This is a genomic window from Pedobacter arcticus A12 (assembly GCF_000302595.1).
Classification (GTDB): Bacteria; Bacteroidota; Bacteroidia; order Sphingobacteriales; family Sphingobacteriaceae; genus Pseudopedobacter; species Pseudopedobacter arcticus.
Genome location: NZ_JH947127.1, coordinates 224,743 through 248,617, shown reverse-complemented (window position 1 = coordinate 248,617; position 23,875 = coordinate 224,743). Strand labels below are relative to the sequence as shown.

Below are 23,875 nucleotides of genomic sequence, written 5' to 3'. Positions count from 1 at the left end.
AAACAATATCCCCGCTTGTTGGCGGGGATAAATTAATTATGGTTGTATAACAGTACTTCCGATTAGGGTTACAGCAGTTTGAGCTAATAACCTACCGTTTACTACAGCGCCGTTGTTTAATGAAATAAGTTCTTTGGAGAGGATATTTCCATTAAAATTTGCCTGTGTACCAAGCATAGCTTTTATAGCAACCACCCATATAATGTTTTTAGCTTGCGCACCACCCGCCAATTGTACTTTTGCATTATTGCTCACGGTTAAGTCACCTGCTATTTGAAGTACCCAAGTATCATTTGCACCACCTGTTAAGGTAACGGTTGTATTTGGATCTATTAGAACTCCCGTACTCCATTTATATAAGCCTGGCGCTAAGTTTAGTCCAGAAATATTTCCTGCACCTAAACCAACAACAGGCGCTGGTGTAACCAGGTTGTTTGCCGTGGTATAAGCCGTTTCCATATTGCTAATTGCAGTGGTAAGATTTGAAGGTGTAGGAGCGGCATAGTTTGAAGCATACACGTTTCCGACAACAAGTGGCGTACGAGAAAACTCTCCACTAGCATCCATAATTAATCCAAAGCCTGTGATTGCAGTTGCCGCCGCTGGACTAACGCCAATGTTACCAGTAATTAGCGTTACGCCAGTTGTAGATATACCCGATTTTGTAAGTACTGAATAATTAGCAGCACCGCCTAAACTGGGTAACAATGGGCCAACAGCTGTACCAATTACAGGGCCGCCAGAAGCAAAGTTTGCTCTAATGTTTACGTTAGCACTAATTGCAAAAGTGTATGGATTTACTGTAGTGATAATATCTTGCGTAAAGCCAGTAAACGAATAAGTGCTATTTGCAAATGCTCTGATCGTTACAGCGCTTCCATTAGTATAACTTCCAGAGCCAGTTGTAGTACCACCTAAAACAGATGGTGAACCATTTAGGTATGGGGTAATAATTACCGTACGGACAGAAGCTAAAGGCGCAAAATTAGCTACCAAGTCTACATTTCCGTCCATTTTAAATAAGTAATTAGCATCAGTTGAAACTGAAAGACCTGCTTTGCTCCAATTGGTAAATGCAAAACCTGGGTTTGCAACTGCATTTACAGTAACATTTGAACCTTGATTAAAATCGCCAGCACCAGTAACTATTCCTGAAACAGCTGGTGCCAAAGGATTCACTGATAGCGTAATACGTGGCATTGTTTTAAAACTCCAAACATAATCTTCTACCATAAAGCTTCGCAAGGTATCTTGCACATCTTTTTTTACTGTACCTGTATAAGTGGTAGAAGGTTGTAAAGGGGTAGTAGGTGTAAATGTATATGTTTTAGAATCACCAGTAGGGCTCAATGTTCCTGTTACAACGGCGGTGCCTTGTTTTAGGCTTATATTAGCACTGTTGATGGTAGCCCCTTTCATAGGTGTATTAAATGTTAGCCCAATTACTTTATTGACAGCAACATCTACTGCTGCGTTTAAAGGGTCAGAGGTTACGGTCGGGCAAACACCGGAAACTTCGCCGGTATAATCGTCTTTCTTGCAACTATTAAGCACAAGTGCAAGCCCGATAAAGGTTAGAAAGAGAAAAGCGTTAAGTTTTAAATAGCCCCGGCCAATAAAGGCGGCAGTACTATTCCCTGATGAGGAAAGTTTATTGTTCATAATAGAAAAGTTTAATGATGGTTATTTATCTTCTGAGAAGAAGATTTTGAGATCGCATTTGCCTGTTTTCTTTTATAGCAAATGGTAAAAGAGAGAAATCACATACCTCCAGGCCAACTGACCATTAGATGAAGTTTTTGGGAGAGTGATGCTCCCTAAGCTATGTGAAGTAGTTGTAATCTTCTTTAATAGTTCAGCGTATACGCTTGATTATTTAAAGGTTTTTATCCTGAGGTTTTACACCTAGACTTTATTGCCACCCTGCGAATAAAGATTTTTTTTGTTTATCTGTATAATGTACTATGACAAAGCAGGTGCCGCAATAAGTTGTTGTATGAGAACCCTTGGTGTTATGGAATGAGGGTGAAAAGAGAGAAATATTGTAAGTTATCTACTTTATAGGAAATATTATTATGTATTATTTAAACTAATTACGAACCTTTTTTAGGTCGTATTTATAGAAGAAAATCAGAATAGGTTTTTACTAATAACTGGAAAAAGGATTGCTAACCTCCATTTACGGAAGCGATATGTGTGCTGTGTGTGATTGTTTTTTAAAACTATTCTTCAATGTCTCTAAACTGCAAATCTAAACGTTCTAAATCAGCGATCATTTCCTCAAACTTTTCGTTTTCTGTTGCTACATACTTTTTAAGAAAGTAGAAATAATAAATAGAGAACCAAAAAAGCGTAATTACGCCGGCAAGTAGAACGTATACGGTGCCTAAGTGATATGCTAATTCAATAAAGTATAATGCCGTACCTAAAGTTAACGTTGCCGAATAAATTTTATAGTTTGTAGTATGCTGGGTATGCCTTTGCGCTCTAAATTTTTTGATAAACCTGATATGGTCTTGTGGTTTATCAAAAAGCGTATTACTGTGAGCAATTCTTTTTAAATTGATCATTTGAATAGTAATAAAATAAACTCCACAGCTAAAGATAATTAACAAGCCAAGTTGCGACGTCCACAAGCTAAACTCAACTTTTAAAGCTAGGTAGGCAATTATTGCCATAGCAATTGCCATAGCTAAAAGTTCTCTGGTAATTTTAATACTCAACTTATTCCGGCTTGTTTTATATTGAGTAATGATCTCTTTATAATCAAGCTTGGGAGTAGTCTTTTGTGCGTTCCAGATGCCAACTAATGAATCAAAGTCTTTCATGCTGATTATATAATTCGGTAAGCTTGTGTTTAATTCTGTGTATTTTAACCCTTAAATTTCCTTCTGATATTCCCGAAACTTCTGCAATTTCTGGGTAGGGAATTTCATCCATCACCATGGTAATGATGATTCTTTCATTCTCGTCAAGTTGGGCAATACATTTATACAATGTTTCTACCTGTTCATTTTTCTCGGAGACCTCTTCAGCTCTGTTTTCGATGATGTTTGGTGTAAGCTCATCTTTGCCAGCTCTTTTCTCTTTTTTAAGGTAGGTAAGGCAGGTATTTACGGCAATTCTGTAAATCCAGGTAGAAATCATGGATTGGTTTCTGAATTTATCCAAGTTTTGCCAAACCTTTAAAAAAGTTTCCTGCAACAGGTCATTAGCCACGTCGCTATCGCATGTATAACCTAAACATAAGTGATATATCTTTTTAGAATTAGCCTTGAAAATCTCCTGAAAGGCTTGCTCTTTTTCCGACATTGACGCTGTAATTTTAGGTTTAGATGATGGATAGGTGAAATTGTTACAGGTTACTGCAGATCTCTTTCCGAGAAATCTTTCCGTTTTTGTTTCAACAGCTCAATCAAACCATCAAACTCCTTTTGGTAATCAAACTGAAAATCATCTTCCAGTTTAGGAATTACTCTGTTAAGGCGTTTTAGCTGACTAATCAAAATCGCGATGGTTGCTTTTTGGTTGATCGTAATAATTGGATGGGTGATAAATTCCTTGCAAAAAGCCAATGCAAGCTCGGCTTCTAAATGCTTGGTGGCTATAAATTTAATATGTTTATTTGTTAGCCTAAGCAGTTTCCTGATTTGTTTGGTTGCTAAGTAAATGCTGGGGTGCAGGTTGTTAAATTCGTTGATTATCAATGTTTTAACCTCTTCCATATAAGCCTCTTTTTTATCAGGATAAAACAACAAAAAATTTAATAACTCTTTGTTCTCTGTTTTATGTTTGGCCAATCTTAAACACAGTTCTTTAAGTTCTGCCGCCTGCAGATGGTTAAGTTCTTTTTTTAATTCGGCTAATTTCGGGCTATTAATCATTTGGTCAAACAGTAAAATATTTACTTTTGTTATAGCTTGTTTAAATATATATTGCAACCCAATTTACAAATATCCTTTTTCGATTTACAATCGGGAAATTATACGCCAATTATGATATCAATATATACAGGAGTTCATAAAATTTGAAACTAAATTAATGAAATTTAAGGCAATCCCCCTCATCACGCTGATTACTATTTTTATAGCAGCGCTATTGACCATTAGCAATCATTACCAAATAATCACCATTGCAGAACCTGTTTTGCTTATAGTCAGATGGTTGGCTATTGCATCCCTAATCGCATTTGGCTTCACTAAAAAAACATTGACCGCTTGGATTTTAATTTCCATGGTCATTGGTGCCGAGATCGGGAACGATTTTCCTGCCATAGCCATTAACTTACAGGTGTTGAGTAAAATCTTTTTAAAGATGATTAAAACCATTGTTGCGCCTTTACTCTTTGGTACTTTGGTTTATGGTATTGCAGGGCACTCCGACTTGAAACAGGTAGGTAGAATGGGTTGGAAATCATTGGTTTATTTTGAAGTAGTAACCACCCTTGCACTTTTTATAGGTTTGGCAGCAATTAATATCTCCAAAGCAGGAGTAGGGATTAATCCGCCTCCAGCGATCAACGAAACTTTAGAGTCTGTGCCAGCGCAAAGTGCTACAGAAGTTATACTCCATGCTTTCCCAGAAAACATTGCTAAATCTATGGCCGAAGGGCAGGTTTTACAAGTGGTGGTTTTTAGTATTGTATTTGGTATTGCCCTAGCCATGGTACGCGAAGATAAACGCCGGCCCATGCTAAAAGCGGCAGAAAGCCTCTCGGAAGTGATGTTTAAGTTTACCAACATTGTTATGTATTTTGCGCCAATTGGTGTTGGTGCAGCCATTGCTTTTACAGTAGGGCACATGGGCTTGGGCATTTTGGTCAATCTTTTTCAGTTGCTGGCAACACTGTATGTTGCACTTATAGCTTTTGTGTTGCTAGTTCTGTTTCCAATTGCGTTATTCTTTGGCGTACCTATTAAAAAGTTTTTAAAGGCAGTGGCCGAACCCGTTTCTATTGCCTTTGCCACTACAAGTTCCGAGGCAGCTTTACCACGGGCAATGGAAGCTATGGAGCGCATTGGCGTACCTCGTAAAATTGTGGCTTTTGTAATACCCACGGGTTATAGTTTTAATTTAGACGGAACCACGCTTTATTTATCTTTAGCTGCTATCTTTGTGGCCCAAGCAGCTGGTATCGAAATGACTTTTGGGCATCAATTGGTTATTGTTTTTACTTTGATGTTGACCAGCAAAGGCGTTGCCGGAGTTCCAAGGGCATCTTTAGTGATCCTTTTAGGAACGGCTGCATCATTTGATTTGCCGGTTTGGCCAATTTTTATCATTCTAGGTATTGATGAACTGATGGACATGGCCCGTACATCTGTAAATGTGTTGGGGAACTGCTTAGCAACTGTAGTAATTGCAAAGTGGGAGAAAGAATTTGATGAAAATGCAAACCATAACGAATTATTAGAATTATAACATGAGCGACAAAGGCAAGAAGATTTTTTTGATTATATGTATTACTGTTCCTTTTTTACTGTACTGCGTTTATTATTATTCTATCATGATTAAAAACGCACCGTTCAAGTTTGCAGAGTTTGAAAACATTACCATAAAAGCAGGATCTGGCGGGTATTTCGATAAAATATTTTCCTCTAAAACTGGAGATTATGAGTATATCAATAATCAGGATTCTTTGGTTAAACAAAAGGTAAAGCTTTCTAAAGATGATTTGCTTTACCTACACCGTAAAGCCGTTGATTTAGGCTTTTGGAACATGTCTAAAGATATGATTGCAGATACAAGTGGTAAATCTCCACGCTATTTTATTGAGTATGATTACCAAAGGAAAAAGAAAATTGTAGAAATTGATGCGGCCTATAACGGAGATATGAAAGTTAAAGGCGCTGCTTTAGAGCTTATTGAAACCATCAATAAAACAATTAATATTGCTGCGGATAAAAACAAGTAATTTTCAATTGATGATATAAATTCAAAGCCTCCTGTTTCACTGAAACAGGAGGCTTTGATGTTTTAGTGAAGATTTTTAATTGATTAATTTAATGCTGATAGCTTGATCTTTAGCCAAGTAAATATCACAATCGTTAAATTTTGGTTTAGAGAACTTAGGCTTAAAATTATTTGAAAAAGCATAGGGTTCTATTGGAATTCCCAAGAAATTTAAATTGCAAGTATTGTCGGTATTTACATCCTGAAAAAGAGAAATAGCATAAGCGCCTTTAGGTAAGTCTGTTAGTGTAAGGATTACTTCATTGTCCGTTACTTTTTTTGATACAGATTTGTACTCTTTGCCCGCTATTAAAAAAGAATTTTCAGTATTGAAAATACCGAGTTTAATATTGCCTTTCAGCTTTTTAATATTGGTTACTGTGATTTTTAAATCGTGAGTGTTAGGGTTCTGTGCATAAATATGCAAAGCCAAAAAACTGAATAATATAGAGAGGGTAAGTTTCATGATTTTAGTTTTTTTCAAAGAAGAAATCGGTTAACTGCTTGTTCTTGTTTTTATAAGCTTCCAAAGGTTCTGATTGTTTAAGTAGGTAACTCTTAATAGGAACCCGGAGTATTGTTGTAGCTACTTTCTGTAAAGTAGATACCTTCTGTTTTTCCTTTTCAAAATAGTCATCTAAATCATTTCTTCTGAACTTTAAGATATTTTCCAATATATCGCCATCGCTGTAATAACCACAATGGAAATTTTTCTCTGCAAAACTCTTTGGCGGGAATGCTAGCTTTCCTAAACCATAAATATCAAATGATTTAGCCAAGAAATCTTCGTATTTGATTCTGCAGTTTTTGCCTCCGCCAAGGTCAAATATTTTACCTGCTAGCATTTCTTGCTTTTCAATAGCGTTTACAAATGCTCTGGCTGTATCCTCTGGCGTTGCTATTTCCAAACTAGTGGCTAATGGCTGGTGAAACATGAGTTTAGAAATTTTATGTCCGCCCATTATAGCGCATAACCTAAAAATGCTCCAACTTAGCATGCTTGAAGTAATTAGTTGCTCCGCCTGGATTTTGGTCTCCGCATATTTATCACCTTCACTTGGTTTTAATTCGTCGCTAGTTTTAATTAAAGGGTTGTGCAACCGATCGCCGTAAACAGAGATAGAAGAACTGTATAAAAAGAAGCAATTCGGTGAATATTTCTCTAAGCAATTCACCAAAATCTTTGTGCCTAAAGTGTTCACCCGATAGGTGAGTTCTGGTTGCTCGTCTGCCAAAGGAGGGATAATAGAAGCTAAATGGATTACTACGTCTTTATCGCTAGCTATCTTTATAACGTCATTCTCGTTGCTGATATCCCCGTAAACAATCTCAATTTTATTTTTATACTTTGCAAAAATACTTTTCGATTTTTTACTCTCGATATCAAAAACCGTAATTGCATATGTGTTTTTAGCGAATAGCTGTTTGAGTACCTCTGCACCAACAGTTCCCGAAGCACCTGTTAATAGTACGTTTTTTTTGTTTCTCATGTTAAATTATACTAAAGTAGACAACAGAGAAACGCTTTAAGCCTCGATTAGTTGTGTATTTGCTTTATAGATTACTTAAAAAGTGCGAGGGATTGCTATAGACTTTTGAATCTCTACGAGTATGGATAGATTTAAGATAGTTTAGCTAAATTGTTGTTCTTTAAACAGGTATAAGCTTATTAGATCGGTTTTTAATGCGAATTAAAATGCTTAATTTATTGCCCAACATATTTACTTCTTCGTTCAAATAAAATGATATTGTGCCAAACGCCATCTAAAGCTCCTAATTTTTCACGGTAACCTATTCTTCTGAAACCGGATTTTTCATGCAAGCGTATTGTAGCTTTGTTTTCTTCAAAAATTTGCGCTTGCAGGGTCCAAATACCATTTTCTTCACTGTGTCTAATTAAGTGCTCCATTAATACATAACCTAATCCTAAACCTTTGGATGCCGGGTGTCCATAAATACTGATTTCCGCCACGCCATTTTCAATTCCCTCATTGTTAACTGGTCGTAGCGCAACCCAAGCGGCAACTCGTTCATCCATTTGGCAAATTAAGCGGGAGTGAGGCAAATGTTTGGCATTCCATTCTTCCCAATCCGGTGCTTCAGTTTCAAATGTTGCTGTTTTTGTGGCAATTCCTAATTCGTATATTTTTTTAACTGCTTCCCAGTGCTGTTGTTCTAATGGCTTTACAAGCATAATTATTGTCTTTTGATGATGGTATAAAGTTTGATAAAATAAATCACCTAAAAAGTGAGCTAAAACTCGTAATTAAATAATCTCCGTTATTATTTCCTTTAAAGCAGGTAAAACATCTTGCTTAAACCAAGGGTTTTTAGCTTGCCAGATGTTATTTCTTCCGGATGGGTGTGGTAATGGAAAATATAAGGGAAGGTAGGTTGCATAATTTTTAACAGTTTCTGTCAAATTCTCTTTAACTGATTTTCCCAGATAATATTTTTGAGCGTATTGCCCAACCAGGAGAAAAATCTTTCGCTCGGGCATCAAATCTGTCAGTTTTTGGTGCCAAGTGGGCGCACATTCTTTTCTTGGTGGAAAATCTCCATTTTTTCCTGTTCCGGGATAACAAAACCCCATTGGCATTAATGCAAAATAGTCGGTATCGTAAAAAAGTTCTTTATCCACACCTAGCCAAAGACGTAAATTGTCCCCGCTTTTATCATTCCACGGAATATGAGTTTCATGCACTTTTCTGCCAGGCGCTTGGCCCACAATAATGATTTTGCTTTTTTCGCCAGCAAGCATAACCGGATTTGCGCCAAATGGTAAATATTGTTCGCAGAGTCTACAAGCTTTAATCTGATTTAACAGTTCTTTCATGTTGATGGTTAAACTTAATAAATATTTAATCTCCCTAGAGCTATTTACAAGGCATAACTGATTTGATGATATTTACCAGACAAAAACCTATCCATTCAAGGCATCGTTAAGGCACATTTGACCATCCTCAAACATTTGAATCTGTTTTTTGATTTAGCTTTGCACCATGGTAAAAAGAAAATTGGAAATTATCTACGTTTATGATGCACTTTGTGGCTGGTGTTACGGCTTTAGCGGAGTAATGTCGAAACTTTATCAGCAATATAAGAATGAGTTTGATTTTGAGGTTCTTTCTGGTGGGATGATTTTAGGCGATAGGGAAGGGCCAATTTCTGATTCGGCCGAACTGATTAAAACACATACGCCCAGATTACAAGAGACAACAGGCGTTGTGTTTGGAGAGGGGTTTTGGAAAGTTTTGGAAGAAGGAACTCAGTTTCAAAGCTCTGAAAAACCAGCTATCGCGTTAGCTGTATTCAAGTCGTTTTTTCCAGAACAAGCAGTGCTTTTTGCAGCAGATTTACAAAAAGCTAAGTATACAAATGGTGTTGATTTATCGCTCGATGAATCGTATTTGCCGATCATCGAACAATACGGAATAGCCACTGAGGATTTCTTACAGAAATTGAATAGCGAAGAATTTAAAAAAGCGGCTTATTATGAGTTTGCACTTGCAAAGCAATTACAGGTAAGCGGTTATCCTGCTGCTTTTATAAAAGTGGATGATCGAAATTTTCATATGATTGCTAAAGGCTATGCAGATTATGAGACAATGGAACTGAGGATTTCAAATGTTTTAAAGGAAGTATCATAATGAAAAACATCGCAGTTATTGGTGCTACGGGATTGCTAGGAAAACCAGTTACCCATCAGCTGATTGCCGATGGGTTTAATGTTACGGTAATTACCAGAAATGTTAAAAAAGCCAAAACTATTTTTCCGAACGCTCCGGTTCTTTACGGCGATTTAGCAGATAAAGCATCCTTAATAAAAGCATTACAAGGGCAAGAAATTGTATATCTAAATCTGCATATCAACCCAAGTGTTGGCTGCAAAGATTTTATACCCGAAACAGATGGATTGATGAATTTTTTGGAAGTTGCCCATCAGGTGGGGATTAAGCGGATTGCATACCTATCATCTATGGTTAAGGACTACCAATGCGAAAGCTTATTTAAATGGTGGGTTTTTGATGCGAAGTTTAAAGCTGTACAGTTGATTAAGGGAGCAGGTTTGCCATATACCATTTTTGTTTCCACCAGTTTTATGGAAAATTTTACTAAAGATGGGGGCTTTATGAATGCCAACAACCTAAATATGGTGGGTAAATCAAACGTAAAGCTGTATTGGATTAGTGCAACTGATTATGCCAAGCAGGTTAGTAAATCTTTCGAACTATTAACAGACGAAAATCGGGAGTATTTTATACAAGGACCACAGAGCCACACTACCGAAGAGGCACTGAATATTTTTAGAAAGCATTACCATTTAAAAAAACTCAATATTGTAAAAATACCGGCGCTTGGACTGTTTTTAATGAGTAGATTTTCTTCCAAACTTAACTACGCCTACCGATTACTGAAAGCAAAAAATAATTACGACGAAAAGTTTAAAGCACAGTTTACTTGGGATGAGCTTGGAAAACCTACGGAATCTATCGAAGCGTTTACGTTAAGAATCCAAAATCAGAAGCAATCTTAGTTTTAGAATTGTTCTATATTAAAGCTATTCCTTTTTCAACGAGCAAATTTTGGTAGTTTCGATGTAAAATCCATTAAGATGTCTAAAACAAAAATTACAGTAAATAGCAACGGATCGTTAAAAGTGCAAGGCGATTTTGAAGTAGTTGATAAAGAAGGAAATGTATATAATCTACAAGGAAGAGATATTATTTCTTTTTGCCGATGCGGATTATCACAAAATAAACCATTTTGCGATGGTGCACACAAAAACCATTTTGAGCATGAAGCAATCGCTTTTGATTTGCCTCCAAAAAAAGTTTAAGTAATTCAAGACTTGCGGTATTTTAATGTCGCAAGTCTTTTTACAATTTACTCCAGATATTAAAGTTCTCCCAATATTTTTTTCATCACAGCTAAACCTTCATCAATATGATGGTTTTCTATAATCAACGCGGGCCTAAACCTTATGCTTCGCGTTCCACAACCTAAAAACATCACATTTTGTTCCATTCCTTTTTTAAGGAAATCGTTGCGTAACTCGCTCGTTGAGAAATCAAAAGCACTTAAAAGCCCAAGTCCTCTAACATTTTCAATTCTGCTGTCTTCTTTAGCGATTTTATGTAATTGTTGCTGCAAATAACCGCCTACTTGTGAAGCATTGTCGCATAGTTTGTCTTCGGTAATAATCTCCAATATCTTGCTTGAACGCACCATATCTACCAGATTACCACCCCAAGTTGAGTTGATACGGGAGGGAACAGTAAAAACGTTTTCGGCAATTTCGTCCAACTTTCTACCAGCCAAAATACCACAGACCTGCATTTTTTTACCAAAAGCAATAATATCCGGGCGGGCGTTTTCTCCAAAATGCTCGTGACACCAAAATTTACCTGTTAAACCTACACCGGTTTGTACTTCGTCATAAATCAATAAAGCTTCGTTTTCGTCGCAAATTTTTCTCAGCTGTTCTAAAAACTCTTTTCTTACATGGTTGTCGCCACCCTCAGATTGGATAGGTTCAATAATAATCGCACAGATTTCGTCTTTATTGGTAGCAAAAGCATTTTTGATTTGTTTGATAGATAGTGCTTCTCTTGTAATAACATCTTTAAGGTTTTCGCCTTCTAGCGGAAATTTTATTTTTGGGATACTTACCCTAGGCCAGTCAAACTTTGCAAACCATTTTGTTTTATTGGGTAAAGTGTTGGTTAGGCTCAATGTGTAGCCTGTTCTACCATGAAAAGCTTGTTCAAAATGCAAAACCTGTGTTCCTTTTTCTTGTTGGTAGCCTTGGGCGAAGTTTTTCTGCACTTTCCAATCCATTGCGGCTTTTAAAGCATTTTCTATCGCTAAACCGCCACCAGCTACAAAAAAAGCATGGGGCAAATAATCTGGAATGCCAATTTTAGAAAACGTATCAACAAACTGAGCGTATTGCGTGGTATAAATATCGGAGTTGGACGGATTGGCGATTGCGGCTAAAAGAAGGTTCTTTTTGAAGGTTTCATCTTCCATCATTTTCGGATGATTATAGCCTAATGGTACAGAAGCAAAACAGGTGAAAAAATCAAGTAAAGAGCGCTTGTATTTAGAATCATACATCCGTACACCTTGGCTTTTCTCTAAATCGAAAGTTAAATCGTAACCGTCTGTTAATAAGTGTTTACTTAAAGTTTCTTTAACCTGATCTGGCGTTACCGATAAATTATACATAAATTTTACTTTGGTCAAAGCTATCAAAAAACGCTTGTATTGACAAATTGATGCGTTTTGGACAAAAGCCGTAGCTTCGGTTTGACGGAAATTAGTTCAATTTATCTGAATTTTTCCAACATTCCTAAAATGCCAAATAAGCCTCCTGTATGTATCATCAGAATTTTTGATTGGGGTTTGAAATAGTTTTGATTAGCTAAGTCGTTAATTGCAAATAAAACCTTTCCGGTATAAACGGGGTCTAATAAAATGCCTGTTTTCTGGCTAAAATCTTTAATAAAATCAATTAGTGCAGGTTTGGTTTTTGCATAACCGCCAAAGTGATATTCGGTATGTAAATTGTAGGGATGAGGAGTAATCAGCAATTTATCGATCTCTGGTTTTAAAAAATCGCCTCCTTTTAAAGCAGGTACGATGTTTATTTCTGTATTGACGTTAGTTGTGTTAGCACCATTTATTATCCCTGCAGCAGTTGCCCCAGTGCCAGCAGCACAAAACAAATAATCGTAGCTGTTTTCTAATTCTGATATAATTTCCCGACAACCTTTTTCGGCATCTTCACCGTAACCGCCTTCGTCGATAAAAAACGTCTGACTTTCGTTTTTAAAATATTGTTGGTATAAACGCTCTTTGTTTTTATACGCTTCTCTACTCACAAAAATCAAATGCATTCCAAAAATTCGGCATAAACCCAATATTTGGTTATCGGCTTCTTCGCCTCTGATCAAGGCTGTTGTTTTAAAATTGAACTTTGCGCCAGCGGCCGCAGTTGCCAAAATATGGTTAGAGAAAGCGCCCCCAAAGGTTACCAAATGTGTTTTTTTAGCAGCCTTTGCTTTGAGTAAGTTGTATTTTAGTTTACGCCATTTATTGCCCGAGATAAAAGGATGAATCAAATCATCTCGTTTAAAAAACAACGTTAACTGGTGTTTATTGATTGGTTCAAAATCAACTTCTTCCTCCGGGCTATTAAAAACTAAATCAATCATCATAAATAAAAAAAAATCCTGACCAATAAAGTTAGTCAGGATTTACAAATGTTTAAATAAGCTTATTTACCTATTCCAAAGCCGATACCAGCTGTAACAGCTTGGTATTCGCCAATGCTGTAGGCACCATATAGTCTAAAAAATGCTAGGTGTAAAGAGAATCCAAGATTAGCTCTCATACCATCTATATCTTTCTGGTTTATTTTGACTGGATCTGTAATGTTTTCATATTTCGGACTGGTTAAATCTGGAGTAGTAGTACCTGGTACATTATTGTAACCCGATTTAAAGTTATAGGTACCTAAAATGCCCAGTTCAGTTTTTGCAGTATTATATCCAACAGAAATAAAAGGTGTGAAAACAGCAAATTTCTTTGAAAATATAGCGTCAAATGTATAGCCAGATAGGTTTACAGCAACTCTTTGTTTTAAATCGGTCCCAGGGTTTTGGTCATTTAGCTGGTCAGCAACTTTTACGTTATAATCGTATTTTAAATGGTTGTAACCAAATGCAACTGCTAAATCGAAAGGAATTATTTTAGCTGTTTTCCCTGGGAAAAGATATTTGGTGATTTCATGTTTTACACCGAAACCTAAAACCTGTACAGAACCAAAATCTTCGTTTTTTATTTTTGGAGTATACCTAAGGGTAACATCAGTATTTTTTATTAAGCCAACGGTAAGCTCAATTTGTGGCGAAGGAACAACGCTGAAACCAAGTCCGTTAGGCATGTTGAATTCGCTTAGTTTATTGCCATCGTCATCGTATAATTTTACCAATGCACCAGTTTCATCTTTACCAAAAAGGGTTGGTGTGGTAGCTCCCGCATCATATTTTACGTTTGAGGAAAGTCCTAAACTGCTTAGCGTTATCGATCGATCTTTGGTTGGCACCAAGGCGCCAGAAAATTGTATTTTAAGATCAAATTTGCCTAGATTTTTAGCTTTAGCAGAGTTGTACCACCCGCTATTCATACCAAATCCAAATCCTTTGAAAGCGGGAGAGAAGTATGCTTGAGCTAATTTAGTTGCGTCCTCAGGACCTGATTTAATCAGTTCGGAGACGTCTTGCGCATGTAGGCTTAAACTACTAGAAACCAATAAGGTTGCACATGTTAAAAAGGATAAGCGTAATTTTTTTTTCATTTTCTTTGAGAATAAATTATTCTCGAAAGTAAATCTTTCTAATCAGAAACGGAAAAAAATTTAATACAATGGTCAGGTTTTTAGTAAAGTCTTTCATCGGTAATGCTATTGTTGTTATTAATAGTACGCGTATTGAATCAAAAATGATACCAAGGGCTTTATTATGATTGACTTTTATATAAAAGGTTTAATTTTGCCAAATGGATTTTGAAAACAGCGTGGAAGAGCAGGAGGACAACGATTTATTTGAGCATTTTAAGATTGTTGTAGATAAAGGACAGTCTTTATTACGGATTGATAAATTTCTGATGCTTCGGATAGAAAATGCTTCACGCAACAGAATTCAGAACGCCATAGATGCAGAAAATGTGTTGGTTAACAAAAAGCCAATAAAATCTAGCTATAAGGTAAAGCCTTTTGATGAAATAAGTATTGTATTGCCACACCCGCCTAGAGATACGGAGGTTTATGCAGAAGATATTCCTTTAAACATCACTTATGAGGATGATGATGTTGTTCTGGTGAATAAAGAAGCGGGTATGGTGGTGCATCCGGGTTATGGGAATTGGAATGGCACCTTGGTAAATGCATTGGTTTTTCATTTTAAACAGTTGCCACAATTGCCAGGTAATGATGGCCGTCCTGGTTTGGTACATCGTATAGATAAAGACACATCGGGTTTATTGCTCATCAGTAAAAACGAACGGGCAATGACGTATTTAGCGAAACAGTTTTACGACCACAGTATTACTCGCCAATATTTAGCATTGGTTTGGGGTGATTTGGAGAACGATGGGACTATTGAAGGTTATATCGGTAGAAGCGCAAAAGACCGTAAGGTAATGGATGTTTATGATGATCCCGAAAAAGGAAAATGGTCTATAACACATTATAAGGTGATTGAAAGGTTTAATTATGTAACGCTGGTGCAGTGTGAATTGGAAACCGGACGAACCCATCAGATTAGGGCGCACATGAAACACATTGGACATCCATTGTTTAGTGATGCTGCTTATGGTGGTGATAAAATCCGTAAAGGAACACTATTTGCTAAATATAAAAGTTTTGTAGAAAACTGTTTTGCGATTATACCTAGGCAGGCTTTACACGCCAGAACCTTGGGCTTTATGCATCCCACAAAAAAAGAACACGTTCACTTTGAGGCTCCGTTGCCCGAAGATTTTGTTGCAGTTTTGGATAAGTGGAGAAATTATGTAAATAATCAGGTTTAACAGTAGAAAAAGAAATCCAAAGCTTAAATTTGTGCCTTATGCAAAAAAACTTTATCAATTTTAACGGAGAGATTTTAGAAGAGGACGATAAGATTTTTACAATTGCCAATCGTGGTTTTAAGTACGGTGACGGTCTGTTTGAAACAATGCGTGTTGCAAACGGGCGGTTGAATTTTGCCGATTTACATGCCGACAGACTTCAGTTAGGTATGAAGACTTTAAAGCTGGAAGGATATTCGAATTTCGATAGCTATTTTTTACGTGAAAAGGTAGACGAAATCTGTAAAAGGAATAAGAATTTAAAAAATGCCCGCATACGATTTAACGTTTTTCGCGATTCGGACGGTTTATACACACCAACCCAAAACAAAAGCGCCTATACCATAGAACTTGTTGCTTTAGATTCTCCGTTTTACGAGATCAACGGTAAAGGATTGATTATGGATATTTACGAGGATATTCCAAAATCCGTAAACAAACTTTCGAACATAAAAACCTGTAATGCTTTGCCTTACGTAATGGCAGGTATTTATAAACAACAGATGCGTTTAGATGAGGTGTTTATTTTAAACCAGAATGGGTTTTTATGCGAAACCATTAGCGCAAATGTATTTCTGGTTTACAAAGGGCAAATTTACACACCCGCACTAAGCGAAGGTTGTGTTGCTGGTGTAATGCGCAATGTGGTTATGCAATTGGCCACAGACAACAATTTAAATATGATTGAGGCTCAAATAAACTCAGAAATTTTAGATGAGGTGGAAGAAGTGTTTATTACCAATGCTGCAATGGGCATACAGTGGGTAATGGGTTTTAACCGTAAACGCTATTTTAATGAAGTTTCGAGGCTTTTGATTGATAAGCTGAACAAGAAGGTTAAGGGCTAGGATTATATCGCATAGTTCGTTTTTACTTTTAATTAGCAGAACACAATAGGTATTTAAAGTACTCTGCTAAATAATGTCGTGTTTTAATTCTTTTTCTCTTTTGATAAAACACTCACCAACACATATTTTACAGCATAAGGCTCAGCCGTGGTTGTCTTTTTTACGTTTAGTGTATATGTAAAACCTGCTTCAAAGTCAAACCCCTCTATAGTTTTAAGCGCCATCCAGTTATTGGTATTTACTTCGTTTACACGCAGTGCATTATAAATCTTTAGGCTTCCATCGCTTTCTAACTCTTTTGGAAATTTCGGGGTAAACTTTACAGTTTCTGGCGATACCAAAAGTTGTATGTTTTTTTCGCTATCTGTTATAATTACTTTTGTTTTTGAAAGTTGTTTGATAAAAATGTACTTAATGGACGATACATCCTGTGGAGGATTCTTCAACCAAATCTTTTTTACTTTATATTTATACTCGTAGCCTCTTTCATAATCGAAATCAAAGTTTTCGATAATTATACTACTTAAATTAGATTTTTGAGGGTCATCAGAATCTGAAAACACCAATGGTTCGGTCCAGATATCACTCATAATCGATGCTCCATGCCCTGTTTCTGGGTAAATGGTCATCTCCACAATTTTCTCCTTGTCGCCCTGATTTTTAGTACAGCTCAATAATAGTACGCTAATAACAGCGATGCTTAGGAATAGGCTTAGTTTCTTCATTTAAATGATTTTTTGGTTTTTAGTTATATACGACCAGGATTTGTAATCTGATACAGCTATATCTTTTACCCTTTAACCATCAGAAGGTTTCTACATCCTAATACCGCGTAAAAAATCTCCTATTAGCATTTTCTTTTTGCCTTCTTGCTGAATTTCCTTAACGGATATAAAACCATTTTGCGTGGCAAATTTTAAAAACGTTTTGCCGTCGCTCACGAATTCACCAGCAGTAATCTCAGGTTTAGTATTCTCCTGTTCGGCGATATAAATCTTTAGTCCTTTATCTAAAAAAGTAGTATAGGCCGAAGGATAAGGGCTTAAACCTCTAATCAAATTATAAACCTGTTCGTTGCTGTTGTTCCAATCAATTTTACAATCTTCTTTAAATATTTTAGGTGCGTGTTTTAACGTTTTTTCATTAAAAGTAGCTTGTGGTTTTTCTTGGTATTCGTTTTTAGCAATCGCTGAAACAGTTTTTGTTAACAAGCCTGCGCCTGTTTCCATTAATGCGTCGTGTAAATCTCCAGCAGTCATCTCCTGCGTAATGCTCACTTTTTCAGAAAGCAGTACATCACCAGTATCAATTTCGTGTTTTAAAAAAAATGTAGTCACACCGCTTTCTTTTTCGCCATTGATAATTGCCCAATTAATAGGAGCGGCGCCACGGTATTGTGGCAATAACGAAGCATGTAAATTGATGGTTCCGTATTTCGGCATCGCCCAAACTACCTCAGGTAACATTCTAAAAGCTACTACCACTTGTAAATCCGCTTTTAAAGCTTTTAGCTGTTCTAAAAATTCGGGGTTTTTAAGTTTTTCTGGTTGTAAAACATTTAAGTGATGCTCTACCGCGAATTTTTTTACCGCAGATTCGTTGATTTTTTGTCCGCGACCAGCCGGTTTATCAGGCGCCGTAATTACACCTACAATATTTTCTCCGGCTTCTAATAATGCTTTTAAAGAGGCCACCGCAAAATCGGGTGTGCCCATAAATATAATTCTCATCGTGTTTTTTATTTCTTAAAAGAGATGCTTTCCCCCAACAATCTAACCCCTAACCAACTAACAACCTAACTTAATTGTACAATAAATACTTTTTCCGCATCAGCTTATAAGCGTCCAAATCTGTTTTCCAGCTTGCTCTAATTTCGGCTTCTGTTTTTCCCGATTTAATTTGTTGCATTAAAACATTGTTGCCTGCCAATTTATTAAAAAAGGAATTAAAAAAGTTAGGTTTATCCGAATATGCCTGGTATAAATCAATCAATAATTTAAGATCCAGCTCTTTTGCATCTTTTAACTTTTGTTCGTCCACCGTTCTAAAATCTATACCATAACAAACCTGGTTTTCTAGCGGTGGGTTTTTGCTCATCCCATCAATGCTTTTTGGTGTAAAGCTAAATTTGTACTTTCCTTTTAGCAAAGGGCTTCCTAACACTTGGAAAGGGAATTCTGTGCCTCGTCCTTGGCTAATGTTTGTCCCTTCAAATAGGCATAAGCTTGGGTATAAATAAATAGAACGGTTGTTCGGAAGGTTGGGTGATGGTTTTACTGGTAAAATATAAGTCATGTTATGGTTGTAATTCTCGTTTTTGATTACGGTTAAATCACATTTAACACCATTCTTTAACCAACCTTGTCCGTTAACCATTTGGGCAAATTCGCCATTGGTTAAACCGTGTGCAATTGGTATAGCATGCATTCCTACACCCGATTTAAATTTCGGGTCTAAAATAGGTCCATCGATCAAGCCACCGTTTGGGTTCGGCCGATCAAGGATAATTAATGGCACTTTACTGTCTGCACAAGCTTGCATTACGGCCGCCATGGTAATGGTGTAGGTATAAAAACGGGCACCCACATCTTGAATGTCGAAAACCATGATGTCAATATTTTTTAGATCTTCTTTTGAAGGAGCACTTTTAGCGCCGTATAAAGAAATAACCGGAAACCCAGTCTTTTTGTCGATGTAATTGCCTACTTTTTCTCCTGCATCTGCAGTACCTCTAAAACCGTGTTCGGGACCAAAAATAGCTTTAATAGCAATGCCCATACTTTTTAACGTGTCAACCAAAGCTACGCCATTAATTTCTGCAGTTTGGTTAATCACCAAACCTACCCGTTTACCTTTTAGTAGCGGTAAATATTTGCTAGTTTGGTCAGCACCGGTCAATATTTTTCCATTTATGGTTTCACCGGATATACTTGTTGTTTTAGGTTGTGTTTGAGTTAAAACGCCAGCGCTACAAGAATTGCAGCTTAGCAAAGTGATGAGTGGAAAAAGTAAAAAGTAAGTAGTCCTGTTTTTTAAACCTAACATATTTTCTGTTTTTATTTTAATGGTTGCATATTTGCGATTATAAAAATAAACAAAAGCCCTTGAATTTAGGATTATTTATAGCTAAACGCATCTCTTTACAAGCTGAACGGACTTTTTCTAAACTAATTGTGCGTATTGCAATTGTAGGGATTATGTTGGGCTTGGGCGTGATGATTTTATCCGTTGCAATTGTAAAGGGCTTTAAATCAGAAATTAGAGAAAAAGTTAGAGGCTTTAACGGAGATATTCAGTTTGTTAAGTACGATTTAAATTCCTCGTTTGAGAACTCACCATTTACGCTGCCAAACAGCAACTTAAATAAGGCCAAAAGTTTAAACGGCGTAATGCATGTGGTGCCATTTGCTAACAAGCCTGGGATTATTAAAGCAAATAGCGAAGTAGAAGGTGTAATTTTAAAAGGTATTGACCATACCTACGATTGGAATTACTTTAAAAATATCCTGATTGCAGGTAAAACAATTGATTTTTCCGATTCCATAAATGCCAGCAAACAGATCATCATTTCCGATGTATTGGCAAAGCGCCTAAACCTTAAAGTGGGTGACGATTTTCTGATGTATTTTGTACAGGAATCTTTACGTAAAAGGAAATTTGATATTGTTGGTATTTACAACACCGGTGTAGAAGAAGTTGATAAAACGTATGTAATTGGTGATATGGCACTGATTAGGAAGCTGAACAACTGGGCTGATGACGAGGTTGGAGGCTACGAAGTGCGGGTTAACGATTTCTCTAAATTAGATCAGTTTACCTATACTTTGAGTGATTTTTTACCACCCGAAATAAAAACAGTAAACGTTAAGGACAATTATCCAATAATTTTCGACTGGCTTTCTTTGTTAGATGTTAACGCTCAGGTGATTTTATTTTTGATGCTGATTGTAGCTGTTATCAATATGATTTCTGCACTATTGATTATGATTTTGGAGCGCACCAATATGATCGGACTTTTAAAAGCTTTAGGAGAAACCAATTGGGGCATCCGTAAAATATTTCTTTATAATGCGCTTTACTTAGTAGGTATTGGCATGTTGCTTGGGAATGTTTTTGGTATAGGATTAGGGGTTTTACAGCAACAAACGCACTTTTTTACTTTAGATGAAGCTTCCTATTACATGAAGTTTATTCCGGTACAGCTTGAGTTTGCAGATATACTCATGATCAACGCAGGTACACTGCTGATTTGCCTTTTGGTGCTATTGATTCCGTCGTTATTAGTCACTCGTATTTCTCCGGTAAAAGCAATAGCTTTTAAGTGAGTTTTTGTGAAGTTCTGTAAATCCAAAAATGTAAAAGATTGATATTTATCTACGTAATAGATATTATACTTCGGTTTGAAAATTTGTGAGTTCCACAGAGCCAATTTCTCCTCCATTTTGGCAACACCTTGTTAGGTGTTTTTATTAAGGTTTTTTACTCAACTTTTGTAAAATGGACATCTGTTCTCGCTTCATTCGTAAGAGAGAAAGGATTATTAAATCCTCTAATTGTAAGTGAATTACCATTTATAGTATATTCAAACGTTTCGCTAAATTCCGCACTTCCGGGTTGATGGCTTGTTATTTTAATATTACTTTCTGTTAAAGAATAGGTGAAGTAATAAGAATTTGAAGAGTATAAAGTTATATGTGCAAATACAAAATAATCTTCTATCCTCATACCTGACGTAAAGTGTATTGTGTCGTTATGATTTAAATTCGGGCTAGAAGTGACCCACTTCCCGATAATCGACGACTCTACTGCGGTTTCTTTTTTACAACCCGAAAATACTGTTAAGCCTACGAGACAGATTGCTATTGCGATAATATTCCTCAATTTTAATTTCCTTGTTTGCATATTTTAAAAAAGTTTATGTTTTTTCTGGTCAGTAGATATTTTTGTAAACCATTATATGTTTTCATTAGCAATGCCCGCTAACGACAGTTCTCAGTAGCGTGTCTGATGTGTTTCTTGGTCATGATATAATGCCGGTTTTTATCTATTTTGGTCTATAGAAATAGTTTTGCTTTAAACTTCTGTAAATTATTTACCAAGTCCATATTTGTTAACTGCTGGTTGTCCCCATATGTTGTCTTTAACTCTGTAAATCGTTTTACAATCTGTTAATTGTCCGCATATAGCGTCTGGTTTTCCCCAAGCGTAGTTACAAGTTCCGACTTGTTTTCCATCTTTGTCGTAAATTGCCCCTCCCGCGTCATAAGCGTTCAATCCTGCAATGTAAACCGTCTGTCCGTTGTGTTTACATTCACTAATTTCTCCGTTTTTGTAGGTGTTGTAGAGTTTTTTTAGAGTCTGTTTGTTTTCAAAGTTATCTTTTTTACAACTTGAAATCCCAACTGACAACATCAGTGTCAAGGTGAAAATTGCTAAAAGTTTAATTTGATTTTTCATATTGTCGTCCTTTTAAAATGCCCGCTAACACTTAAATATATCCTTTAACAAAATCAGCTCCCTCTCTTTCGGAGAGCGTTGGGGGTGAGGCTCTCTCTATTTCCCAAAATTCAGCTTAAAGCTAATTCCTCCAGATCCAATCTCTAAATCTCTATTGCCAAAACCCGCAATTGGATATTTTACAAAAGGCTCTACAGAAATACTGTTTTTACTACTAACAGGATATAAAACTCCAAAAGAAAAATTAACAGTACGGGCAAATTGAAAGTTACTAAAAGCAGGATCTTGTTCTTCCTCAACGCTTCTTAAAACCGTTGTTGTGGGAGCGCTGGTTAACGAATAGTTTATCACAGACAGGTCGTTAACGTAACTTTGGTTAAGCAAACTGTATGAGCTAACTCCAGTTGAGATGAACGTTTTTACTTTCCCCAAGGGGATGTTGTATTTTAAATTTATAGGAATATCAAAACCCACCAGCTTAGCGTTGGTTCTTACACCTTCACTTACAGAAATACTTTGTTTTCCTATCTGTGATATAGAAGCATTTGGCGATTCCGGAGGACTGGCAAAACCCTGTGAACCCCCGCTCTGTTCTGAGTTTTGGTAAACAGCACTTTGTCTGTTTATACTGATACCAGAGTTAATACTTAAATATTTACTCAACTTTAATTCTGATAAAACACCTATTCCTAAGTTTAGATCATTGTTAAGGCCCGTAGAAGTGAAACTATAAAAAGTGTTTGCGTCAACTGCGAAATTTAAGCTGTTGTTTTTCTTTTTTTCTTCTTTTTTATTTGGTGAAGTAGCCGATTTTGGATAAATATCCGTGTTTTTTAATAAATCTGTTTTAAAAGCTAAATACGTTCGATTGTCAATTTTTTGAGCATCCCTGTTTTTAAAACTATACTCATCTAGCAATAATCCCTGCGCTGTATCATCAGCTTTAAAACTGTTAAAGTTTATTTGATGTGTGCTAACTAAACTAAGCTTGGCTCTGCTGTTAGTAGCCGAAATACTAACAATGTTTTCAACAGATTTGTTCTGATTTATAGTAGGCTTAATTTCTTTTTTTAATGCCGTTGTTGGGGTGTGTGCTTGCTTTCCAAAAGCGCTGGAACTTTCAACTGTTTCGTTTGAACCTTTTGAAATCGTCTCTATCGGTTTTGAAGCTTTATGTTGAGCAATATTTTTACCCGTTGGTTGTACAGCATTATTGGTGGCGATATTGAAAATCCACAATAAAGTCAAAGCTGCCGCAATACCGCTTGGTAAGGCATACCAAAGAATCAAACCGCGTTTTTTTCTGTTTTTCTGTTTCTGGAATTTATTCCACCCATCATCCGCCATTAAATCATCGTAATGATCAAATGTATCTCTAATGTGGTTTCTTAAAGTTCTATCAAATTGCTCGTTCATAATTCAAATAAAAATGAGCATTTACTAATTTTCTTAATTTCTCTTTTGCTCTTGATAAATACACCCTAGAACTGCTGGAAGGCATTTCTAATATATCAGCAATTTCTTCATGTGTGTAACCGTCAATCTCGTAAAGGTTAAAAACAACCCTGTGCATTTCTGGTAAATCTTTTAACAATCCTAAAATTTCTTCGGCGTTTATTTTACTGATGATGTTGTGGTTGGTAATGGGCTCATCCGCATCCTCAATATCTAAAACGTTGGCATGTTTCAAATTTTTCCGCCTATTGTCAATTGCCGAGTTTACAACAATTTGCCTAAACCAAGGTTTTATTAAACGATTGTGTTCAAACGTTTTTATGGTTTTAAAAAGTTTGATAAAAGCATCGTTTACAGCTTCTAAAGCATCGTCTCTATTGATACAATAGCGCATGCAAATAGCTATAGCGTATGCGTAAAAGCGTTTGTAAAGCATTTCTTGAGCTTTACTGTCATCTTTTCTGCATCGGTCAATTAATTCCTGCTCGCTATAATCGCTATAAGGTTTCCGCATTCAGCTATTTATA

At 36.3% G+C, this 23,875-nt stretch carries 26 protein-coding genes; 8 read left to right on the top strand and 18 right to left on the bottom strand.

The window, feature by feature from the left end; all coding sequences use genetic code 11:
- Positions 1–36: 36 nt before the first annotated feature.
- The 4 genes from B176_RS20330 to B176_RS19560 all read right to left on the bottom strand — a co-directional run bounded on the left by B176_RS20330 (position 37) and on the right by B176_RS19560 (position 3,884).
- On the bottom strand, positions 37–1,662 hold the full coding sequence (locus tag B176_RS20330; RefSeq protein ID WP_017259195.1) for an ice-binding family protein: 1,626 nt from the start codon (positions 1,660–1,662) through the stop codon (positions 37–39).
- Between the two features lie 560 nt (positions 1,663–2,222).
- A complete protein-coding gene (locus B176_RS0112680; protein ID WP_017259194.1) occupies positions 2,223–2,828 on the bottom strand; it encodes a hypothetical protein in 606 nt (201 codons plus the stop codon).
- Positions 2,815–3,312, bottom strand: coding sequence for an RNA polymerase sigma factor (locus B176_RS0112675; RefSeq protein ID WP_017259193.1), 498 nt, complete (start codon positions 3,310–3,312; stop codon positions 2,815–2,817). Before B176_RS0112675 ends, B176_RS0112680 begins: the two co-directional genes overlap by 14 nt.
- Positions 3,313–3,362: 50 nt before the next feature.
- A complete protein-coding gene (locus B176_RS19560; RefSeq protein ID WP_154647981.1) occupies positions 3,363–3,884 on the bottom strand; it encodes a hypothetical protein in 522 nt (173 codons plus the stop codon).
- Positions 3,885–4,041: 157 nt separating this feature from the next.
- Between B176_RS19560 and B176_RS0112665 the strand changes: the two genes are divergently transcribed.
- Complete coding sequence (locus B176_RS0112665; RefSeq protein ID WP_017259191.1) at positions 4,042–5,421, top strand: dicarboxylate/amino acid:cation symporter; 1,380 nt, start codon at positions 4,042–4,044, stop codon at positions 5,419–5,421.
- Positions 5,422–5,506: 85 nt separating this feature from the next.
- Positions 5,507–5,914, top strand: a complete 408-nt coding sequence (locus B176_RS0112660) for a hypothetical protein (RefSeq protein ID WP_017259190.1) — start codon at positions 5,507–5,509, stop codon at positions 5,912–5,914.
- Between the two features lie 75 nt (positions 5,915–5,989).
- Here the strand turns inward: B176_RS0112660 and B176_RS0112655 are convergent, their stop codons facing one another.
- The 4 genes from B176_RS0112655 to B176_RS0112640 all read right to left on the bottom strand — a co-directional run bounded on the left by B176_RS0112655 (position 5,990) and on the right by B176_RS0112640 (position 8,788).
- Positions 5,990–6,418 (bottom strand): DUF2141 domain-containing protein, encoded by a 429-nt coding sequence (locus B176_RS0112655; RefSeq protein WP_026063317.1) that lies wholly within the window; start codon positions 6,416–6,418, stop codon positions 5,990–5,992.
- 4 nt (positions 6,419–6,422) lie between these two features.
- On the bottom strand, positions 6,423–7,442 hold the full coding sequence (locus B176_RS0112650) for an NAD-dependent epimerase/dehydratase family protein (RefSeq protein WP_017259188.1): 1,020 nt from the start codon (positions 7,440–7,442) through the stop codon (positions 6,423–6,425).
- A 215-nt stretch (positions 7,443–7,657) separates the two neighbouring features.
- A complete protein-coding gene (locus B176_RS0112645; RefSeq protein ID WP_017259187.1) occupies positions 7,658–8,146 on the bottom strand; it encodes a GNAT family N-acetyltransferase in 489 nt (162 codons plus the stop codon).
- A 72-nt stretch (positions 8,147–8,218) separates the two neighbouring features.
- Entirely contained in the window at positions 8,219–8,788 is a 570-nt protein-coding gene (locus B176_RS0112640) for a uracil-DNA glycosylase family protein (RefSeq protein ID WP_017259186.1), read from the bottom strand.
- A 166-nt stretch (positions 8,789–8,954) separates the two neighbouring features.
- Between B176_RS0112640 and B176_RS0112635 the strand changes: the two genes are divergently transcribed.
- From B176_RS0112635 to B176_RS0112625, 3 genes are all read left to right on the top strand, one after another.
- Positions 8,955–9,602 carry a DsbA family protein gene (locus B176_RS0112635; RefSeq protein ID WP_017259185.1) on the top strand — a complete coding sequence of 216 codons (648 nt, stop codon included), beginning with the start codon at positions 8,955–8,957 and terminating at the stop codon, positions 9,600–9,602.
- Positions 9,602–10,489, top strand: coding sequence for an SDR family oxidoreductase (locus tag B176_RS0112630; protein ID WP_017259184.1), 888 nt, complete (start codon positions 9,602–9,604; stop codon positions 10,487–10,489). Before B176_RS0112635 ends, B176_RS0112630 begins: the two co-directional genes overlap by 1 nt.
- 78 nt (positions 10,490–10,567) lie before the next feature.
- On the top strand, positions 10,568–10,792 hold the full coding sequence (locus B176_RS0112625) for a CDGSH iron-sulfur domain-containing protein (protein WP_017259183.1): 225 nt from the start codon (positions 10,568–10,570) through the stop codon (positions 10,790–10,792).
- Between the two features lie 59 nt (positions 10,793–10,851).
- On the opposite strand, the gene lat is transcribed toward B176_RS0112625, so the two are convergent.
- The 3 genes from lat to B176_RS0112610 form a co-directional block, all read right to left on the bottom strand.
- Positions 10,852–12,183: an L-lysine 6-transaminase gene (lat, locus tag B176_RS0112620; RefSeq protein ID WP_017259182.1), complete on the bottom strand. Its 1,332-nt coding sequence runs from the start codon at positions 12,181–12,183 to the stop codon at positions 10,852–10,854.
- A gap of 101 nt (positions 12,184–12,284) precedes the next feature.
- Positions 12,285–13,175, bottom strand: coding sequence for a 1-aminocyclopropane-1-carboxylate deaminase/D-cysteine desulfhydrase (locus tag B176_RS0112615; RefSeq protein ID WP_017259181.1), 891 nt, complete (start codon positions 13,173–13,175; stop codon positions 12,285–12,287).
- 59 nt (positions 13,176–13,234) lie between these two features.
- A complete protein-coding gene (locus tag B176_RS0112610; protein WP_017259180.1) occupies positions 13,235–14,317 on the bottom strand; it encodes a DUF6588 family protein in 1,083 nt (360 codons plus the stop codon).
- A gap of 200 nt (positions 14,318–14,517) precedes the next feature.
- On the opposite strand from B176_RS0112610, the gene B176_RS0112605 reads away from it, so the two are divergent.
- Positions 14,518–15,549, top strand: coding sequence for an RluA family pseudouridine synthase (locus B176_RS0112605; RefSeq protein ID WP_017259179.1), 1,032 nt, complete (start codon positions 14,518–14,520; stop codon positions 15,547–15,549).
- Between the two features lie 38 nt (positions 15,550–15,587).
- Positions 15,588–16,436, top strand: coding sequence for an aminotransferase class IV (locus tag B176_RS0112600; RefSeq protein WP_017259178.1), 849 nt, complete (start codon positions 15,588–15,590; stop codon positions 16,434–16,436).
- Positions 16,437–16,519: 83 nt separating this feature from the next.
- Here the strand turns inward: B176_RS0112600 and B176_RS0112595 are convergent, their stop codons facing one another.
- From B176_RS0112595 to B176_RS0112585, 3 genes are all read right to left on the bottom strand, one after another.
- The gene (locus tag B176_RS0112595) at positions 16,520–17,161 is read right to left on the bottom strand and encodes a DUF4377 domain-containing protein (protein ID WP_026063315.1); all 642 of its coding nucleotides are present in this window, start codon (positions 17,159–17,161) and stop codon (positions 16,520–16,522) included.
- Positions 17,162–17,251: 90 nt separating this feature from the next.
- Entirely contained in the window at positions 17,252–18,166 is a 915-nt protein-coding gene (gene fmt, locus B176_RS0112590; protein ID WP_202803350.1) for a methionyl-tRNA formyltransferase, read from the bottom strand.
- A 70-nt stretch (positions 18,167–18,236) separates the two neighbouring features.
- Entirely contained in the window at positions 18,237–19,481 is a 1,245-nt protein-coding gene (locus B176_RS0112585; protein WP_017259175.1) for an exo-beta-N-acetylmuramidase NamZ family protein, read from the bottom strand.
- Between the two features lie 59 nt (positions 19,482–19,540).
- Here B176_RS0112585 and B176_RS0112580 point away from each other — a divergent pair, with 59 nt between their 5' ends.
- Positions 19,541–20,761, top strand: coding sequence for an ABC transporter permease (locus tag B176_RS0112580; RefSeq protein ID WP_026063314.1), 1,221 nt, complete (start codon positions 19,541–19,543; stop codon positions 20,759–20,761).
- Between the two features lie 154 nt (positions 20,762–20,915).
- Here the strand turns inward: B176_RS0112580 and B176_RS0112575 are convergent, their stop codons facing one another.
- The 4 genes from B176_RS0112575 to B176_RS0112560 form a co-directional block, all read right to left on the bottom strand.
- Positions 20,916–21,338, bottom strand: a complete 423-nt coding sequence (locus tag B176_RS0112575) for a hypothetical protein (RefSeq protein ID WP_017259173.1) — start codon at positions 21,336–21,338, stop codon at positions 20,916–20,918.
- A gap of 186 nt (positions 21,339–21,524) precedes the next feature.
- Positions 21,525–21,893: a hypothetical protein gene (locus B176_RS0112570; RefSeq protein WP_017259172.1), complete on the bottom strand. Its 369-nt coding sequence runs from the start codon at positions 21,891–21,893 to the stop codon at positions 21,525–21,527.
- Positions 21,894–21,989: 96 nt separating this feature from the next.
- Positions 21,990–23,309 carry a hypothetical protein gene (locus B176_RS0112565; protein WP_017259171.1) on the bottom strand — a complete coding sequence of 440 codons (1,320 nt, stop codon included), beginning with the start codon at positions 23,307–23,309 and terminating at the stop codon, positions 21,990–21,992.
- A complete protein-coding gene (locus tag B176_RS0112560; RefSeq protein ID WP_017259170.1) occupies positions 23,293–23,862 on the bottom strand; it encodes an RNA polymerase sigma factor in 570 nt (189 codons plus the stop codon). Before B176_RS0112560 ends, B176_RS0112565 begins: the two co-directional genes overlap by 17 nt.
- Between the last annotated feature and the right edge of the window lie 13 nt (positions 23,863–23,875).

Bases quoted from the DNA above. Each gene is read 5' to 3' on its own strand.
- B176_RS20330 (WP_017259195.1), bottom strand. From the start codon at position 1,662: ATGAACAATAAACTTTCCTCATCAGGGAATAGTACTGCCGCCTTTATT.
- B176_RS0112680 (WP_017259194.1), bottom strand. From the start codon at position 2,828: ATGAAAGACTTTGATTCATTAGTTGGCATCTGGAACGCACAAAAGACT.
- B176_RS0112675 (WP_017259193.1), bottom strand. From the start codon at position 3,312: ATGTCGGAAAAAGAGCAAGCCTTTCAGGAGATTTTCAAGGCTAATTCT.
- B176_RS19560 (WP_154647981.1), bottom strand. From the start codon at position 3,884: ATGATTAATAGCCCGAAATTAGCCGAATTAAAAAAAGAACTTAACCAT.
- B176_RS0112665 (WP_017259191.1), top strand. From the start codon at position 4,042: ATGAAATTTAAGGCAATCCCCCTCATCACGCTGATTACTATTTTTATA.
- B176_RS0112660 (WP_017259190.1), top strand. From the start codon at position 5,507: ATGATTAAAAACGCACCGTTCAAGTTTGCAGAGTTTGAAAACATTACC.
- B176_RS0112655 (WP_026063317.1), bottom strand. From the start codon at position 6,418: ATGAAACTTACCCTCTCTATATTATTCAGTTTTTTGGCTTTGCATATT.
- B176_RS0112650 (WP_017259188.1), bottom strand. From the start codon at position 7,442: ATGAGAAACAAAAAAAACGTACTATTAACAGGTGCTTCGGGAACTGTT.
- B176_RS0112645 (WP_017259187.1), bottom strand. From the start codon at position 8,146: ATGCTTGTAAAGCCATTAGAACAACAGCACTGGGAAGCAGTTAAAAAA.
- B176_RS0112640 (WP_017259186.1), bottom strand. From the start codon at position 8,788: ATGAAAGAACTGTTAAATCAGATTAAAGCTTGTAGACTCTGCGAACAA.
- B176_RS0112635 (WP_017259185.1), top strand. From the start codon at position 8,955: ATGGTAAAAAGAAAATTGGAAATTATCTACGTTTATGATGCACTTTGT.
- B176_RS0112630 (WP_017259184.1), top strand. From the start codon at position 9,602: ATGAAAAACATCGCAGTTATTGGTGCTACGGGATTGCTAGGAAAACCA.
- B176_RS0112625 (WP_017259183.1), top strand. From the start codon at position 10,568: ATGTCTAAAACAAAAATTACAGTAAATAGCAACGGATCGTTAAAAGTG.
- lat (WP_017259182.1), bottom strand. From the start codon at position 12,183: ATGTATAATTTATCGGTAACGCCAGATCAGGTTAAAGAAACTTTAAGT.
- B176_RS0112615 (WP_017259181.1), bottom strand. From the start codon at position 13,175: ATGATGATTGATTTAGTTTTTAATAGCCCGGAGGAAGAAGTTGATTTT.
- B176_RS0112610 (WP_017259180.1), bottom strand. From the start codon at position 14,317: ATGAAAAAAAAATTACGCTTATCCTTTTTAACATGTGCAACCTTATTG.
- B176_RS0112605 (WP_017259179.1), top strand. From the start codon at position 14,518: ATGGATTTTGAAAACAGCGTGGAAGAGCAGGAGGACAACGATTTATTT.
- B176_RS0112600 (WP_017259178.1), top strand. From the start codon at position 15,588: ATGCAAAAAAACTTTATCAATTTTAACGGAGAGATTTTAGAAGAGGAC.
- B176_RS0112595 (WP_026063315.1), bottom strand. From the start codon at position 17,161: ATGAAGAAACTAAGCCTATTCCTAAGCATCGCTGTTATTAGCGTACTA.
- fmt (WP_202803350.1), bottom strand. From the start codon at position 18,166: ATGAGAATTATATTTATGGGCACACCCGATTTTGCGGTGGCCTCTTTA.
- B176_RS0112585 (WP_017259175.1), bottom strand. From the start codon at position 19,481: ATGTTAGGTTTAAAAAACAGGACTACTTACTTTTTACTTTTTCCACTC.
- B176_RS0112575 (WP_017259173.1), bottom strand. From the start codon at position 21,338: ATGCAAACAAGGAAATTAAAATTGAGGAATATTATCGCAATAGCAATC.
- B176_RS0112570 (WP_017259172.1), bottom strand. From the start codon at position 21,893: ATGAAAAATCAAATTAAACTTTTAGCAATTTTCACCTTGACACTGATG.
- B176_RS0112565 (WP_017259171.1), bottom strand. From the start codon at position 23,309: ATGAACGAGCAATTTGATAGAACTTTAAGAAACCACATTAGAGATACA.
- B176_RS0112560 (WP_017259170.1), bottom strand. From the start codon at position 23,862: ATGCGGAAACCTTATAGCGATTATAGCGAGCAGGAATTAATTGACCGA.